Origin of the sequence: Bartonella sp. WD12.1, from assembly GCF_002022415.1 — a bacterium.
In the GTDB taxonomy this organism is placed as follows: Bacteria; Pseudomonadota; Alphaproteobacteria; order Rhizobiales; family Rhizobiaceae; genus Bartonella.
In genome coordinates this window covers 823732-840846 of record NZ_MUBG01000001.1, presented here as the reverse complement: position 1 = coordinate 840846, position 17115 = coordinate 823732, and the positions used below count along the sequence as shown (strand labels likewise).

Genomic DNA, 17115 nt, shown 5'->3' with positions numbered 1-17115 from the left:
ATTGTATTCGAAATTAATTAAACGAAATCATCTGTATGGTCAAATAGTCGGTGGTATTCACGCAATGCATAGTGGTCGGTCATACCTGATAAAAAATCAGCAATGAGACGTGCCAATTCCTGATTTGTTAAATGAGTTATTTTGTTGCACCAGTTTTCAGGCATGAGTTCTGGATTGTTATAATAACAATCAAATAATTTTTGTATAACCTGTTTTGCTGCATTTCGACGTGTGAGGACTTGGTCATGATAATAAAGATTTTTAAATAAGAAATCCTTTAACTGTTTTTCTTGAATGGCCATTGTGGGAGAAAAGGTAACAATAGTTTGTCCTGCCTGGTGAATGTCGTTTACACTTTCAGGTTTTATGAGTGTTAAGTTTTTTTGTGATTGTTCGATAACATCCTCAACCATGACTGTTATTTGTCTGCGTACCAGTTCGTAGCCACGCCGAGTTTGGTCAAGCTGTGGGTATTCTTGTTCAATATTGTGTAATAATGAAGCGGTTAACGAAATATTTTCGAATTGATTAATTGTTAAAAAATGTGCGCGTAAACCATCATCAATATCATGAGCATTGTAAGCAATGTCATCAGCAATAGCAGCACATTGCGCTTCTAATCCAGCAAAACAGTCAAGTTCAAGATCTTGTTGTACATTATATTGCAAAATATCAATAGGGACGTTTTTATTGGAAGAATGAGGGCCTAAAAGAGGTCCATTATGTTTCACAAGTCCTTCAAGTGTTTCCCAGGTGAGATTTAATCCATCAAAGTTTGCGTAACGATGTTCAAGCTTTGTAACAATACGTAATGCTTGTGCGTTATGATCAAAACCACCATAAGGTGCCATTGCTTCATTAAGAGCATCTTCCCCTGCATGCCCAAAAGGCGTATGCCCAAAGTCGTGCACAAGAGCGATGGCTTCGGCAAGATCTTCATCAAGATATAATGCACGAGCTAATGTACGCGCGATTTGGGAAACTTCGATCGAATGGGTAAGGCGAGTGCGATAATGATCACTTTCGTCTGCAATAAACACTTGGGTTTTATGTTTAAGACGTCGAAATGCATTAGAGTGAATAATACGGTCCCTATCTCGTTGAAAAGGTGTACGTATGGTACTTATAGCTTCATTAAATAATCTACCACGGCTTCTTTGTGGATTTGTGCTATATATTGCCCGAGATTGGTAATTGAAATTGGTATTATTATCCATTGCAAGTTATCCATTCTCACCTTAAATTTAAAATCAATTTGTTATTAACAAGCTTTTATCTGTTTAGGATACGCTTTCTCAACAGTTTAATGCAAGGGTGTGTAAAAATGAGTGTAAAAATATCAGATTTTGCTGCTAAGCGGATTGCACAGATACTTTCAAGTAAACCCGATAAAATAGCGTTACGAATTTCTGTTGAAGGTGGTGGGTGTTCAGGTTTTTCATATAAATATGATTTAGTTTCTGAAAGTAGAGAAGATGATCTTGTTATAAAAAAAGATGGAGCGGTTATATTAATTGATTCACTCTCTCTTCCTTTCATGAGAGGGGCAGAAATTGATTTTGTTGACAATCTCATGGAGCAATCTTTTCAAATACATAATCCCAATGCTGCCTCATCATGTGGTTGTGGTGTTAGTTTTTCAATTTAGAATAATGATTCTCTAATATTGCTTCTTGAAAAGATTGTTGCTTTGGTCAACAATGTAGAGATGAGCATGTTTACAAAAATATTACGTCAGACTTTACGGTTAGCTATAATACCTGTTTTGTTGATTTGGAATGATAATGCATTTTCTGAAGAAAAAGAGCCTCAAAATTATCAACAAGAGCAACCAATAACTTTCATTACACATTCTGAAGATCATGAACAGGAGCATTCTCAAGCTAAACTGACACTCAATGCTCGATTAACTCGTAACAGTGAGAATATTACAAAAGGATTAGTATGGCGTGTTTATACACCTATCTTGGGCATTGATAATAAATTACCATTGATCGCAACTTTTGAAGGTGGCACTGCACATTTTGATTTAGAAGAGGGCAGTTATCTTGTGCATGTTTCATTTGGTCATGCAAGTATGGTAGATCAGGTAAATTTAAAAAATGGACAAGAGTTCGTCAAAAATTTTAATCTTAATGCTGGTGGTATTGTTTTTAACAGCACATTACTTAATGGCACAGTTAACGAAAAGGAATTACATTTTACTATCTATAAAGATGCAGAGGAAAATGATGATACGGGCGTGATCTTGTCGAATGTGAAACCTCAATCGATTGTACGTTTAAAAACAGGTCATTACCATGTTGTTTCTCATTATGGTTTGGTTAATGCCATAACACGTTCGGATATCCAAGTAGATGCGGGCAAAATTATTGAGGTAACCTTTCAACATCAAGCAGCTCAGATTGTATTAAAGTTGGTCCGTCAAGAAGGAGGAGAGGCGTTGGCAGATACAAGTTGGTCGATTACTAATGAGTCTGGTGATATTGTTTATGAAACAGTTGGGGCTTATGTTTCACTTGTATTGGCTGAAGGTGATTATATTGCGATTGCTAAAAATAAAGATCAAATTTATCAAAAAGTTTTTTCAGTAGTTTCTGGTCGAGATGAAGATGTAAATGTTATAGCAAATACACAAAATATACAGAAATTTGATGAAGTGATGAATTGATTATCATTTGTGAATATAAACTATAATTGAGAATAGGTATAAAATTTTGGTTTTAGAATTTTCAATATTGAGTGTGTTTTTTGCCGGTGCGTTATCTTTTTTATCACCGTGTGTTTTGCCGTTAGTTCCTCCTTATTTGTGCTATATGGCTGGTATTAGTGTTGATGATTTTCGTTCAGAAAAGGAGAATGGAAACACATCTGTTCGCGTGGCACTTTTATCTTCTGTTTTTGCTTTTGTGCTTGGGTTTACAACTGTTTTTGTTGCTTTAGGAGCAAGTGCAAGTACAATTGGTAAATTCATTGGTTATTATCGTGATTGGTTTGCTATTGCTGCTGGAATTATTATTATCATTTTTGGTTTAAATTTTTTGCATGTTTTTAAAATTAACTTGTTATCTCGGGAGGCACGTTTTCAGACGCGTAAAATTCCTACTGGGCCTTTAGGGGCTTATGTTATAGGTTTAGCTTTTGCATTTGGTTGGACACCATGTATTGGTCCAATCTTAGGGCCTATTATAACGCTTGCAGGAACAAAAGAAACTGTAGGTGAGGGGGCTATCCTTTTAGGATTTTATTCGTTAGGTCTCGCAGTGCCTTTTGTATTGGCAGCTTTATTTTCAAGCAGTTTTATGAAGTTTTTGGGAGCTTTTCGTGTTCATTTAGGAAAAGTTGAAAAAATTATTGGTATTTTTCTGGTTATTACAGGTATTTTATTTTTGACGGGTTATATTCAAAATTTTTCATTTTGGCTTTTAGAAAATTATCCTTTACTGAGTAATGTCGAAGCTATCAGTTGGCATGATATTTCTCGTTGGTTTAGTTTTTTTCATTAATTTCTGTGTGTTTTATGGTTAGAAATTGTCTTTCTATTGTTCTTGCGGCAGGGGAGGGAACGCGTATGAAGTCGTTTCTCCCCAAAGTACTTCATAAGGTGGCAGGGTTACCACTTATATGCCATGTGGTGAAACAAGTAGAATTGGCAGGTTTTTCACAATTAGCAGTTGTCGTGGGCGCTGGTGGAAAAGATGTTACTAAAGTTGTTCAATCATATGTAAAAGATGTCATGATTTTTGAACAAAAGGAGCGTTTAGGAACAGCTCATGCTGTTTTATCTGCTCGACTAGCTTTACAAAAAGGAGTAGATGATGTCCTGATTATCTTTGGTGATACTCCTTTGATTGAACATACTTCATTGACACAGATTCGCGCTCCTCTTGCTATGGGAGCTGATGTTGTTATAACTGGTTTTTATGCTCCTGATCCAACGGGATATGGTCGTCTTATCGAAAAAGATGGTAAATTTATAGCTATTGTAGAAGAAAAAGATGCAAGTGATGAAGAGAAAAAGAATTCTTTTTGTAATGGCGGAATAATGGCTATTAATGGAAAGCATGCGCTTTCTCTCTTGGATAAAATTAGTAATAATAATGCGCAGCAAGAATATTATCTAACAGATATTGTTTCTATTGCATCACGTGAAGGGCTAAATGTTAAGGCCATTGAAGTACCTTTTGATAATGTTATAGGGGTTAATAATTGTTTTGAGCTTTCTGAAGTTGATACTTTATGGCAGAAACGTAAAGCACGTGATTTCATGTTATCTGGTGTGACAATATTGAAGCCAGAAAGTGTTTATTTTTCTTATGATACAGAAATTGAACCAGGTGTTTTGATTGAGCCAAATGTTTATTTTGGGCCAGGGGTTAAAGTACAATCTGGTGCAGTTATTCGCGCATTTAGTTATTTAGAGGGGGCTTTTGTTGGCGCAGATACGCAAATTGGTCCCTATGCACGTTTACGACCTGGGACAGAGTTAGCACGATCAGTTAAGGTTGGGAATTTTTGTGAAATTAAGCAAGCTAAAGTAGGGGAAGCTGCTAAAATTAACCATTTGAGTTATATTGGTGATGCAGAAATTGGCTCGCATACTAATATCGGAGCTGGTACGATTACGTGCAATTATGATGGTTTTCATAAATATAAAACTATGATTGATGACAATGTTTTTATTGGATCTAATTCAGCACTTGTTGCTCCATTAATTATCGGAAAAGATTCCTATATAGCTTCAGGAAGTGTTATCACTGAAGATGTTCCTATAAACAGTTTGGCTTTTGGGCGTGCACGACAGGTAATAAAAGAAAATCGTGCAACAAAATTGCGTACATATTTATCAATAGACAAACGAAAAAAGTAAATATTTCAATTTCTTTTTTTGTTTTATAGTGATCTAAGCAATTATAATAAAATTTATCCTTTTTTATGATCGTAACATATTTTATTTCATATGGTCGCCTAAAATTTTGAATGGGATTAGTCTAATTATTTATTGGGACTGTTATAAACTTAAGGATGTAGTTGGAGCTTTCTAATGTGCGGAATTATCGGAATTGTTGGAAATAAACCTGTTGCATCCTATTTGGTTGATGGTTTGAGACGTCTTGAATACAGAGGTTATGATTCATCTGGTTTAGCAACAGTATTTAATGGGCACCTTCATCGTATTCGAGCCGAAGGTAAGTTGGCTCATTTAGAAGAAAAACTAAAAAACACACCTTTAAAGGGTAATTTGGGAATTGGCCATACACGTTGGGCTACACATGGCGTCCCCGTAGAACGCAATGCTCATCCCCATATGACCGATCGGCTTGCAATTGTGCACAATGGTATTATTGAAAATTTTGTAGAATTGCGAAAAGAACTCATCGAAGACGGTTATACCTTTGAAACGGAAACTGATACAGAAGTTATTGCTCATTTAATTACCCGTGCGTTAAAAAATGGTCTTTCTCCGCAGGAAGCAACATGCACAGGTTGGAAAAAATTAAAGGGTGCTTTTGCGATTGCTCTTATTTTTGAAGGTGAAGATAATCTGATCATTGCTGTTCGTTCTGGCCCCCCTTTAGCGATTGGCTATGGTAAGGATGAATTTTTTGTAGGGTCAGATGCAATTGCTTTAGCTTCATTTACAAATCGTATAAGCTATATAGAAAATGGGGATTTGGCTGTTCTTACACGTGAAGGGGTAACAATTTATAATGCAGATGGGCAGCAGACGGAACGTCCCATTACAACATTGTGTGATGGAACTTTTTTTGTTTCCAAAGGTGGTCATCGTCATTTTATGCGCAAGGAAATATTTGAACAACCTGATGTTATTTCTCATAATTTAGCGCGTTATCTTGATCTTGGAAATTATAAAGTTCGCCCACTTGAAAATTCAATTGATTGGAAAAATGTTAACCGATTATTATTTGCAAGCTGCGGAACTGCTTATTATTCGACCTTAGTTGCGCGTTATTGGTTTGAAAGTCTTGCTGCTTTAAGTGTTAATAATGACGTGGCTTCTGAATTTCGTTATCGGGAACCACCTATGACAACTGATGTGTTGTCAGTATTCGTTTCTCAGTCCGGTGAAACAGCGGATACATTAGCATCTTTACGCTATTGTCGGGATTGTGGTGTAAAAACAGCGACAGTTGTAAATGTTGAGCAATCAACAATGGCAAGGGAAGCTGATTTTGTTTTACCGACATTGGCTGGCCCAGAAATTGGTGTTGCTTCAACGAAAGCTTTTATTTGTCAATTATCAACACTTGCGTCAATGGCTCTGTGTGCAGCTAAACAACGTGGGTGTCTTTTAGAAACGGTAGAACAGCGGTTAGTTCAACAATTAGCAGAAGTACCACGAATTTTAAATGAGGTTTTAAAACTTGATAACACAATTGAGCACATTTGTCGTGATTTAGTGAATGCAAAAGGTGTTCTCTATCTTGGGCGTGGTACTTCTTATCCAATTGCTTTGGAGGGAGCACTCAAATTGAAAGAACTTTCCTATATTCACGCTGAAGGTTATGCAGCGGGTGAATTGAAGCATGGACCGATTGCATTGGTTGATAAAACATTACCAGTTATTGTTATTGCACCTTATGATAAATGGTTTGAAAAAACTTTTTCTAATATGCAAGAAGTGGCAGCACGCAATGGCCGTATCATTTTGATAACGGATAAAAGAGGAATGGAGGCCACACGTTTTAGTTCTTCGTCGACTATCATTTTGCCAGAGGTTCCAGAGTTTATTGCACCTATTATTTATACTTTACCTATTCAGTTAATCGCTTATCACATAGCTGTTTTATTGGGAACAGACGTTGATCAACCTCGTAATTTGGCAAAATCAGTAACAGTCGAATAAAAAATAGTTTTATGTCTTTAGGAGGCATAGAAAATAATTACAGATAAAAATCAAAATGTAAAAATTAGAATTGGCATTCATTATTAAAGAAAGCTTTTATTATCTAATTGAAGTTTTTTTACTATAAAAATATTTATCAACTTACTGTTTAGGTTATTAAGAAAGAATAGGGTATAGTTCTTTTAGGAAGTGTGAAAAAATAATATATTTTGTTTTCTAATAACTTATACAAAATAGAAGTTTTAAAACTCAGATATTCATTTAGTGCACACACAGTTTTTTGCAGAGCATTTTTTTAGGGTGATTAAAACTTTATTTAGCAATAGAATTTTGGATAATTTTGTTCGTAAATACGCTTGTTAAAAGTTAGCCTGAACGTAAAAGCTGAATGGCATCATCATGTCTAAAAAGGTAGAGAAGTAAGCGTAAAGCTTGTCCCCGTTCTGAAGAAAGATCAGAATCGTGTTGCAAGAATAAGTATGCATCCTTTCTTGCCATTAACAAAAGTTTATGGTGCACTGTAAGGTTTGCTATGTGGAACTCAGGCGTACCAGATTGTCGTGTTCCTAAAAGTTCACCTTCTCCTCGCAAACGTAGGTCTTCTTCAGCAATTTTAAAACCATCTTCTGTGTTACGTATGATATTAAGACGCATTGCAGCTGTTTTTGTAAGTGGAGCTTTATATAGTAAAATACAAGAAGATTTTTTTTCTCCTCGTCCAACGCGTCCACGTAATTGGTGTAATTGTGAAAGACCAAAATGCTCCGCATGTTCGATTATGATGATTGAGGCATCAGGAATATCTACTCCCACTTCAATAACTGTAGTTGCAACTAAAATACATGTCTCTCCAGATTTAAAAGATGCTATTGCTACATTTTTTTTAGTGGTGGACATTTTTCCATGTATCATACCAACACATGCACCAAATCGTTTATGGAGAATGGCAAAACGGTTTTCAATCGAAGTGAGTTGAAAGTTTTCTGATTCTTCTACCAGGGGACAGATCCAATAAAGTTTTTCTCCTTTTTCTAACGCAACTGCAATTCGCTCTATAAGTTCATCAATCCGCTCTAAAGGGACAGTTGCTGTAGTGATTGGTTTTCGTCCAATTGGTTTTTCTGTAATTTTTGATACATCCATGTCACCAAAGGTTGTTAACACCAGTGTGCGTGGAATAGGGGTGGCTGTCATCACTAATATGTCAGGTTTATGACCTTTTGCTGTAAGGGCAAGACGTTGATTTACACCAAAACGGTGCTGCTCATCAATAATGGTTAAAGCAAGATTATTATAAGTAACATTCTTTTGTATCAAGGCGTGGGTGCCGATAATAATAGAGGTTTTCCCTGACAATATATCACTAAGAATATTTACGCGTGATTTTCCTTTTTCTCGTCCAGTTAAAAGAACTGTTTGTAAACCAATTTTTTCAGCAAGAGGAGCAATCATAGTAAAATGTTGTCGTGCAAGCACTTCTGTGGGGGCCATTAGAGCTGACTGACCTGAATTTTCAGCAATTTGCGCCATTGCCATTAGTGCAACTACGGTTTTTCCTGTTCCTACATCACCTTGAAGGAGTCTTAACATAGGTTCAGGTGAAGCTAAATCACTTGCAATATCTTGTATTGCTTGTTTTTGTGCATTTGTCAGTTGAAAAGGTAAGGATTCAAGCAATTTTTCTGTATAAACGCCTGTTGGTGGACGGGAAGCACCTGAAAGAGATTTTGTTTTTAAACGCACAAGACCAAGAGCTAATTGACCAGCAAGAAATTCATCATAGGCAAGGCGTTGACGTGCTGCACTTTTTAAAGCCAAATCATTAGGGTCTGTCGGTGCATGAATACGATGCAAAGCATCAGAAAAAGAAGGAAATTGTTGTTGTTTTTTAAGATTTTCCTCTATCCATTCTGGCAAAAGAGGAATACGCTTAAGAGCACCTTGCATTGCACGTTTTAATGCTCTTGCTGATAGCCCAGCGGTAGAAGGATAGATAGGTTCAATTAGTGGCATCTGGTTTAATTGTTCACTAGGCGCTATATGATCAGGGTGAACTATTGAAAGCTGCCCGTTAAATCGTTCTACTTTACCTGATACAATTACTTTTTTTCCTTCAGGGAGCTGTCTTTCTAACCAGGAACGTTGAGCGTGAAAAAACACTAAATTTATATTTCCTGTTTTATCATGACCAATGACACGATAAGGTGATCGATTGTTACTATTTGGTGGTGGTCGGTGTTGATCGATTATGATTTCAAGAGTAACGATTTTTCCTTCTGGCGCAAAAGCAATATCAGGTCGCATTCTTCGGTCTATAACCGAATGAGGCATTAGTTGGAGAAGGTCAATTATGGTCGGTTCATATTGTGAGAGATTGGCGTTTAAAATTTTAGCCAGTAAGGGATATATTTTGGGGTTCACTCCTGGAAGAGTGCGAATAGAGGTTGAAAGAAGGTTAAAGAGGTTTAAATACATAAGGAAATTTAGCCTGCTCTTTTCATTTTTTCTAGTACTTTAAAGGAGCTTTTTGGGGATAAATTACTCAGTTTATGAGAATAAATTGTATTATTTTTAATTTTAAGCCTTAGATAGCAAGAATAAAAAATTAAATTAACAAATGCGATAAGAACAATGCAAGAAGGGTAGCTAATATCGGTAATGTTATATATGATATGAAAAGAATTGGAGTACTTTCCAGATATACAATAATGCTAAAATTATAGATTGAATATAGGGGAAACTAGAGTACTTTTTATTATGAAACACATAATAGTTGCAATTTGGCATTTATGTTGTGATGGGAAATTGTGAAAATGCCAGAAAAAAAAAGCAAAATACTAAACAGTAAAAATTCTCTTCCTCGCTTTATTCATTTGAGGGTTCATTCAGCTTATTCCCTTCTTGAAGGGGCTTTGAAAATCAGGCAAATTATTCAGCATGCAATTTCTGATCATGCACCAGCGATAGCCATTACAGATACGAATAATTTATTTGGTGCTTTAGAGTTTTCTCAACATTGTTTTACAGATGGTATTCAACCTATTATTGGTTGTCAGCTTGCGATTGATTTTGAACATGAGAATTGTGATCCACGTTTAATCAAACCACGCAACCCTTCTGATTTTGCTTCTATCGTTTTGTTTGCTGCTAGCGAAGCTGGCTATGCTCATTTGATTAGCCTTGTTAGTCGCGCTTATCTTGATAAAGGTGATACGGATCCTCCTCATATTAAGGCTGATTGGCTATTATCGCAAAATGAAGGAATTATTGCTTTAACTGGGGGGTGGAATGGCCCCATTAATTTGGCCTTAGTAGAAAATAAAAAAGAACGGGCTGTTGAGCATTTAACTTATTTGAAGCAAATTTTTGGTGATCGTCTTTATGTTGAATTACAACGACATAGTTCTTACGATCGGAAAGTTGAAGCTGCGCTTGTTGAATTAGCTTATGCGCATGAAATTCCTCTTGTTGCAACCAATGAGGCTTTTTTTCTGAATAAAGAAGGATACGAGGCTCATGATGCATTGATGGCCGTGGCAGAAGGGCAGATTGTTTCCAATCCAAATCGCAGGCGTGTGACGCCAGATCATTATTTGAAGTCACAAGATGAAATGGTTTCATTATTTTCTGATCTTCCAGAAGCTTTAGAAAATAGCGTTGAAATTGCGTTACGTTGTCATACTTTTGTACCAACTCGAAAACCTATTTTACCCCGTTTTACAGAACGATCTGTAGATTCAGATTCTGCTTTAGAAGACGAGGTTAAGGAATTATTAAATCAGGCTAAAGCTGGTTTAAAAATGCGTCTTGAAACGATTGGTTTGGCTGAAGGTTATACAGTTGAAGATTATGAGCAACGACTGGATTATGAAATTTCAGTTATCACACGTATGCAGTTTCCTGGCTATTTTCTTATTGTTTCGGATTTTATAAAATGGGCAAAAGGTCATGATATTCCTGTCGGTCCAGGGCGTGGTTCTGGCGCTGGTTCACTTGTTGCTTATGCTTTGACTATCACTGATGTTGATCCCTTGCGTTTTTCTCTCTTGTTTGAGCGTTTTCTCAATCCAGATCGTATTTCTATGCCAGATTTTGATATCGATTTTTGTCAAGATCGGCGGGAAGAGGTTATTCAATACGTTCAAGAGAAATATGGACGTGATCAAGTGGCTCAAATTATTACATTTGGTAAATTGCAGGCACGTGCGGTGTTGCGCGATGTTGGACGTGTTTTGGAAGTGCCCTATCGTCAGGTTGATTATCTTACCAAATTAGTTCCTGCTATGCCTGGCAGTAATGTTGAATTGGCAATGGCTATTCGAGATGAACCTAAATTTAAGGAAGAAAAGAAAAAGAATCCTGTCATTGGACGCATGTTGGATATAGCACTTCAGCTTGAGGGACTTTACCGCCATGCATCAACCCATGCTGCAGGAATTGTTATCGGTGATCGGCCGTTATCAGAGCTCGTACCAATGTACCGCGATCCACGTTCTGATATGCCAGTTACCCAATTTAACATGAAATGCGTTGAGCAAGCTGGTTTGGTGAAGTTTGATTTTCTTGGTTTAAAAACGCTCACTGTTTTAAAAATGGCTACGGATTTTGTTGCACGAAAAGGTGTAAAGATAGATTTATCGAATATCTCTCTTAATGATGAAACGACTTATACTATGTTAGCACGTGGTGAGACAGTTGGTGTATTTCAAGTTGAAAGTTCTGGTATGCGTAAGGCACTTATCGGGATGAAACCGGACCGCATTGAAGATATTATTGCGCTTGTAGCGCTTTATCGTCCTGGTCCGATGGAGAATATTCCAACATATAATGCACGCAAACATGGGAAAGAGGAAATTGCTTCTATTCATCCTAAAATAGATCATCTAGTTAAAGAGACACAAGGCGTTATTGTTTATCAAGAACAGGTTATGCAGATTGCGCAGGTACTTTCTGGTTATTCTCTTGGAGAAGCAGATTTATTGCGCCGAGCTATGGGTAAAAAGATTCACAAAGAAATGCAAAAACAGCGTACGCGTTTTGTAAATGGCGCTGTTGATGGTGGTATTGATAAAGATCAGGCTGATGTTATTTTCGACCTTTTAGCAAAATTTGCAGACTATGGTTTTAATAAATCGCATGCTGCCGCTTATGCAATTGTTTCATATCAGACAGCTTATATGAAAGCACACCACCCAGTTGAATTTTTAGCTGCTTCCATGACATGTGATATGACAAATACGGATAAGTTGAATGATTTTCGACGCGAAGCATTAAGGCTAGGAATTGAAGTTGTTGCACCTTGTGTGCAAACATCATGTCGTGTTTTTGAAATTGGTGAAAAGTGTATTTATTATTCCCTTGCCGCTATTAAAGGTATAGGTGATTTAGTGGTTGATCATATTGTCGCTTGTCGGGGAGATAAGCCATTTAAGGATCTGGAAGATTTTTGTGAGCGTGTTGATCCTCGTATTGTTAATAAACGTGCGATGGAAAGTTTGATTTATGCAGGTGCTCTTGATTGTTTTCAAGTTGCACGTGAGGTTTTATTAGCAAGTCTTGGAACTCTTAATGCACGTGCTATTCGTATTCTTGATAATAATTGTAGTGGGCAGACTGATATATTTGGGATGATGGATGGGCCGAAAGAACCTTTGATTTTATCACAAGCATCTCCATGGTCTTTGGCTGAAAAACTTCATCACGAATTTCAAGTAATAGGTTTTTATTTTTCTGCTCATCCTTTGGATGAGTATCAGACTGTTCTTACGAAAAAACGCGTTCAAAATTGGAGTGATTTTGCTGATGCAGTTAAAAAAGGGGCAACTGCTGCTCGGCTTGCTGGAACTGTTGTGGCAAAACAAATTCGCAAGACAAAATCTGGTAAGAAAATGGGAGTTATTCAGTTTTCCGATACAAGTGGTCACTATGAGGCAGTTATATTTTCTGAGGTACTTTCTATTTACGAAGATATGTTAGAACCGGGAAAGTCTTTTATTGTTACAGTGATTGCAGAAGATCGCTCTGAAGGGATTGGTTTACGTATTGAAACTATTCAGTCCTTAGAAAAAGAATCAATACGGGATCGTAAAACAATGCGCCTTTTTATAAAATCAGCAGACATTCTTCCGCAAATTGAGCAGCATTTAAAGCCTGGTGGCAATGGGGAAGTGGCATTTATTCTGATTCAAGAAAATGGGGTACGGGAAGTTGAAGTTGTGCTTTCAAAACGATATAAAGTGAATTTACAGATGGCAAATGCTATAAAAGCAATTCATGGTGTGATCGACGTAGAGTTGAGTTAGATCAACAGTGAAGTGACTGTTATTTAAAGTGCAGATTTTGTAGTTTTTATTATATCATTTTTAAATGTTATTTTCTGCCAGATTCATAGCATCATAAGTGTAAAGCCAATCAAGGCTGGATATAATATTTTCTGATGAACGAATTTTCATTATAAAGTCGCGTGCAATCGCTAAAGGACCGGTTGCATGATAAACTAGTTTATTAAAATCTCCACGTTTTTTTATGGCTGTAACGCGAGGTTTGCGTATTTTTTCATAAAGTGAAATAGCCTCAATGAGTGAAAGGTCACTAATTGAAAGTACTTCTGCTAATGTGGCGGCATCTTCTATCGCCATAGCAGCGCCTTGCGCTGCAAAAGGTAAGGCTGCGTGTGCACAGTCCCCAACAAATATTTGCTGTTTTAAACCCACAAAACGATCACGATTCATTTGAAATAGTGGCCAATAATTCCAAGTGTCAATATGATCAAAGAGTTCGAGGATTTTGGGATTCCAATTATTAAAGAGAGCTTTAAGTTTTTCTTTATCTCCTTTTTGATTCCATTTTTTTTGTGCATTGTCTCCATGAGTGATAGCTACCAAGTTAAAAATTTTTGCTGATTGAATGGGATAGACAACAAGATGGTTTTTAGGTCCCATCCAGGCGGTAATTGTCTTTATATTTTGCAATAAAGAACGAAAATTTGGAGGAAGACTTTCAAATGTTGCTGTTGCACGCCAAGCAATTAAACCACTAAAATCTGCTTTTTCATGGAAGGGGGCAAGTTGGCGTAACTTCGACCAAACACCATCGCATCCGATAAGAAGTGATGTAGAATAAAATTGGTGTTGTTGTATTTTAGTTAATTCTTCTGTTTTTATAGTTTCTATATTAATGCTGTGGGTTGTAGTGTGAGTAGATGATACGATATTTTCACCTAATTTGCGTGTGATAAGAGGGTTTTTAAGAACAGCACTATATAAAACTTTCTGTAAATCAGCTCGATGAATCGTGATATAAGGAGCTTTCCAACGTTTTTCAGATAAATTGATAAGATCAACATGAAAATGCGTTTTTAACGATATACCGTCTTTTAGCTCAAGAAAATGTGGTTCAACACCTAATTCGATTAATTTTTTTAAAACCCCCCAGTGGGCAAGAATGCGCGTTGCATTTGGGGTAAGCTGAATGCCAGCGCCTACACTATCGAGTTGTTTACATTTTTCAATAAGAGTACTTGCAATTCCCTTTTGGGCAAGTGCTAAAGCAGAACTTAAACCAGCAATTCCCGCCCCGATAATGATTGGCGGTTGATCAATGATAGCCATTGTATATTATATTAGAAGTTATAGCGGGTTATCTATATGATATATGCACCCTGTTGGATTTGTTTGATTGAATGGCAATGAATGATTATAACGGTAAAGCGTTGAGCAATAGGGGCAAATTTTTTCATCATCTGCTCCCATATCGATAAAAATATGAGGATGGTCAAATGGTTCTGTAGTACCTACACACATGAATTCTTTTACACCAATTTCAATTATTTTATATCCACGGTCATTTTGGAAATGGAGAATATTGTGGTCAGACATTGTGTACAAGCCTCCAGCTAAATTGTCTAATAAGACATGATTGGGATCAAATATTTTAAATCACACGTTAACTTTATTAATTTGTAATTAAATACGCTATAATGCAAAATGCTTTTTAAGACAATTTGCAAATGAGAATTCTTCCAATTATTTTAAAATTAATGTAAAGACAGATTAATCTGAGAGATATGAAACAGACGATAACGGATCAGATTGCTGCTCAGAATATAACGATGCAAGATCCAGCACGATTTATTAATCGAGAATTTTCGTGGCTAGAATTTAATAATCGTGTGGTAATGGAGGCTGCTAATCCGAAGCATCCTTTATTAGAGCGTTTACGTTTTCTTGCAATTTCAGCGACTAATCTTGATGAATTTTTTATGGTTCGTGTTGCTGGCCTTGTTGGTCAAATTTGTGCAGGGATTATAGAACGCAGTGCAGATGGACGGACCCCGCAGGAACAACTTGATTTTATATTAACTGAAATTTCGTATCTGCAAACTAATCAGCAACAGAAATTTTGTGTTTTATGTCATGAATTAAAACAAAATAATATTGAAATTATTCACTCTAACAACCTTTCAAAACTTGAAAGATTATGGCTTGAAGAGCATTTTCTTAACACGATTCTTCCTACTTTAACGCCCTTATTTATTGATTCTTCTTGCTCTTTTCCATTTATTCCTAATTTAGGTCTTTCTATTGTATTCCAATTGTTGCACCATATTGATCAACACTGTGTGACGGCATTATTACGTATGCCGGCTGATTTGAGACGTTTTATTCTACTTCCTCAAGAGGGGAAGAGTTTTCGTTTTATCACGTTTGAAGATGTTATTAGCCTTTTTGTTAGCCATTTATTTCCTGATTATGAAGTTAAGGGAAACGGTATATTCAGAATTATCCGTGATAGTGATATAGAGGTGGAAGAAGAGGCTGAAGACCTTGTTCATCTTTTTGAAGTTGCACTTAAAAGGCGTCGTCGTGGGCAAGTCATTCGAATTGAATTTGATATGAAAATGCCTGAAAATTTACGTCAACTTATAACGAGTGAACTTGCAGTTCCTGATAATTGTATCAGTACTTTAAATGGATTGTTGGCGCTTGATATGATATCAGAAATTGTTTCTGTCCCACGTGATGATTTGAAATTTGTTCCTTATAATCCTTACTTTCCTGAACGTGTTCGCAAGTATAATGGTGATTGTTTTGCAGCTATTCGTGAGAGTGATATTATTATTCACCATCCTTATGAATCATTTAGTTTTGTTGTGCAGTTTTTACGTCAAGCTGCTCAAGATCCTGATGTTGTTGAAATCAAGCAAACTCTTTATCGCACGTCGAATGATAGTCCGATTGTTAGCGCGTTGATTGATGCTGCCAAACGAGGTAAGTCAGTAACCGCTTTAGTAGAACTTAAAGCGCGTTTTGATGAAGAAGCTAATATTCGCTGGGCACGTAATCTCGAACATGCGGGTGTTAAAGTTGTTTTTGGTTTTATTGAGCTCAAAACACATGCTAAAATGTCTTTAGTAATGAGACGCGAAGAAAATCGCCTTCGCTTTTACGTACACCTTGGAACAGGCAATTATCACCCAATTACCGCTAAAATTTATACTGATCTTTCTTTTTTTACCACTGATGATGGCATTGGTCGTGATGTTGCATTACTTTTTGATTATATTACTCAATATGAGCAGCCAAAGGAAGCAATGAAAATTGCTTTTTCTCCATTAACATTGCGCAATCGTATTCTTGAACATATCGAAGAAGAAACTGTCAATGCACAACAGGGGCGACCTGCTATTATTTGGATGAAAGTGAATTCGTTAGTTGATCCTGAAATTATTGATGCTTTATATCGTGCAAGCCAAGCTGGTGTAGAGACTGATTTGATTGTTCGTAGTATCTGTTGTTTAAGACCCGGTATTCCAGGAATTTCGAATAATATTCGTGTAAAATCAATAATAGGGCGGTTTCTTGAGCATAGCCGTATTTTCTGTTTTGGTAATGGTGAAGATTTGCCGAGTGAAAATACCGTAGTTTATTTTGGTTCAGCCGATATGATGACACGTAATCTTGATCATCGTATTGAAGTGTTGGTTCCAGTTTTTAATAAGACAGTTCGTCAACAAATTCTTTCACAAATTATGTTAGCTAATATTATTGATAACCAACAAAGCTTTGATATATTGAGCGATGGAACATCAAAACGTATAACACCATTAAAAGGTGAGAAGCTGTTTAATGCGCAGGAGTATTTTATGACCAATGCAAGTCTTTCTGAGGGGGACAAATCTTTTAAATCTTCTGCTTTACGTTTAATTGCATTGCGTCGGCAGAAAAAAAAGACAAATAAAGACTGAA

At 36.5% G+C, this 17115-nt stretch carries 11 protein-coding genes; 7 read left to right on the top strand and 4 right to left on the bottom strand.

Going from position 1 to position 17115, the window contains the following annotated elements; all coding sequences use genetic code 11:
- Positions 1 to 17 precede the first annotated feature (17 nt).
- The gene (locus BWD121_RS03665) at positions 18 to 1217 is read right to left on the bottom strand and encodes a deoxyguanosinetriphosphate triphosphohydrolase (RefSeq protein WP_078663431.1); all 1200 of its coding nucleotides are present in this window, start codon (positions 1215 to 1217) and stop codon (positions 18 to 20) included.
- Between the two features lie 107 nt (positions 1218 to 1324).
- Between BWD121_RS03665 and BWD121_RS03660 the strand changes: the two genes are divergently transcribed.
- The 5 genes from BWD121_RS03660 (at position 1325) to glmS (ending at position 6868) form a co-directional block, all read left to right on the top strand.
- Positions 1325 to 1648: an iron-sulfur cluster assembly accessory protein gene (locus tag BWD121_RS03660; RefSeq protein ID WP_078663430.1), complete on the top strand. Its 324-nt coding sequence runs from the start codon at positions 1325 to 1327 to the stop codon at positions 1646 to 1648.
- A gap of 66 nt (positions 1649 to 1714) precedes the next feature.
- A complete protein-coding gene (locus tag BWD121_RS03655; RefSeq protein WP_240536689.1) occupies positions 1715 to 2671 on the top strand; it encodes a carboxypeptidase regulatory-like domain-containing protein in 957 nt (318 codons plus the stop codon).
- Between the two features lie 46 nt (positions 2672 to 2717).
- Entirely contained in the window at positions 2718 to 3506 is a 789-nt protein-coding gene (locus BWD121_RS03650; protein WP_078663428.1) for a cytochrome c biogenesis CcdA family protein, read from the top strand.
- Between the two features lie 14 nt (positions 3507 to 3520).
- The gene (glmU, locus tag BWD121_RS03645) at positions 3521 to 4870 is read left to right on the top strand and encodes a bifunctional UDP-N-acetylglucosamine diphosphorylase/glucosamine-1-phosphate N-acetyltransferase GlmU (RefSeq protein ID WP_078663427.1); all 1350 of its coding nucleotides are present in this window, start codon (positions 3521 to 3523) and stop codon (positions 4868 to 4870) included.
- A 174-nt stretch (positions 4871 to 5044) separates the two neighbouring features.
- A complete protein-coding gene (gene glmS, locus BWD121_RS03640; RefSeq protein ID WP_078663426.1) occupies positions 5045 to 6868 on the top strand; it encodes a glutamine--fructose-6-phosphate transaminase (isomerizing) in 1824 nt (607 codons plus the stop codon).
- Between the two features lie 366 nt (positions 6869 to 7234).
- On the opposite strand, the gene recG is transcribed toward glmS, so the two are convergent.
- Positions 7235 to 9343, bottom strand: a complete 2109-nt coding sequence (gene recG, locus BWD121_RS03635; RefSeq protein WP_078663425.1) for an ATP-dependent DNA helicase RecG — start codon at positions 9341 to 9343, stop codon at positions 7235 to 7237.
- 338 nt (positions 9344 to 9681) lie between these two features.
- Between recG and dnaE the strand changes: the two genes are divergently transcribed.
- Entirely contained in the window at positions 9682 to 13170 is a 3489-nt protein-coding gene (gene dnaE, locus BWD121_RS03630; RefSeq protein WP_078663424.1) for a DNA polymerase III subunit alpha, read from the top strand.
- Positions 13171 to 13230: 60 nt separating this feature from the next.
- On the opposite strand, the gene BWD121_RS03625 is transcribed toward dnaE, so the two are convergent.
- Both BWD121_RS03625 and BWD121_RS03620 read right to left on the bottom strand, forming a co-directional pair.
- The gene (locus BWD121_RS03625; RefSeq protein ID WP_078664060.1) at positions 13231 to 14469 is read right to left on the bottom strand and encodes an FAD-binding protein; all 1239 of its coding nucleotides are present in this window, start codon (positions 14467 to 14469) and stop codon (positions 13231 to 13233) included.
- A 27-nt stretch (positions 14470 to 14496) separates the two neighbouring features.
- Positions 14497 to 14745 carry a zinc-finger domain-containing protein gene (locus BWD121_RS03620; protein WP_078663423.1) on the bottom strand — a complete coding sequence of 83 codons (249 nt, stop codon included), beginning with the start codon at positions 14743 to 14745 and terminating at the stop codon, positions 14497 to 14499.
- Between the two features lie 188 nt (positions 14746 to 14933).
- Here BWD121_RS03620 and BWD121_RS03615 point away from each other — a divergent pair, with 188 nt between their 5' ends.
- Positions 14934 to 17114: an RNA degradosome polyphosphate kinase gene (locus BWD121_RS03615; RefSeq protein ID WP_078663422.1), complete on the top strand. Its 2181-nt coding sequence runs from the start codon at positions 14934 to 14936 to the stop codon at positions 17112 to 17114.
- Position 17115 lies beyond the last annotated feature (1 nt).

Coding starts and splice junctions, on each gene's coding strand:
- BWD121_RS03615 (WP_078663422.1), top strand. CDS start 14,934: ATGAAACAGACGATAACGGATCAGATTGCTGCTCAGAATATAACGATG.
- glmS (WP_078663426.1), top strand. CDS start 5,045: ATGTGCGGAATTATCGGAATTGTTGGAAATAAACCTGTTGCATCCTAT.
- BWD121_RS03660 (WP_078663430.1), top strand. CDS start 1,325: ATGAGTGTAAAAATATCAGATTTTGCTGCTAAGCGGATTGCACAGATA.
- glmU (WP_078663427.1), top strand. CDS start 3,521: ATGGTTAGAAATTGTCTTTCTATTGTTCTTGCGGCAGGGGAGGGAACG.
- dnaE (WP_078663424.1), top strand. CDS start 9,682: ATGCCAGAAAAAAAAAGCAAAATACTAAACAGTAAAAATTCTCTTCCT.
- BWD121_RS03620 (WP_078663423.1), bottom strand. CDS start 14,745: ATGTCTGACCACAATATTCTCCATTTCCAAAATGACCGTGGATATAAA.
- BWD121_RS03655 (WP_240536689.1), top strand. CDS start 1,715: ATGTTTACAAAAATATTACGTCAGACTTTACGGTTAGCTATAATACCT.
- BWD121_RS03665 (WP_078663431.1), bottom strand. CDS start 1,217: ATGGATAATAATACCAATTTCAATTACCAATCTCGGGCAATATATAGC.
- recG (WP_078663425.1), bottom strand. CDS start 9,343: ATGTATTTAAACCTCTTTAACCTTCTTTCAACCTCTATTCGCACTCTT.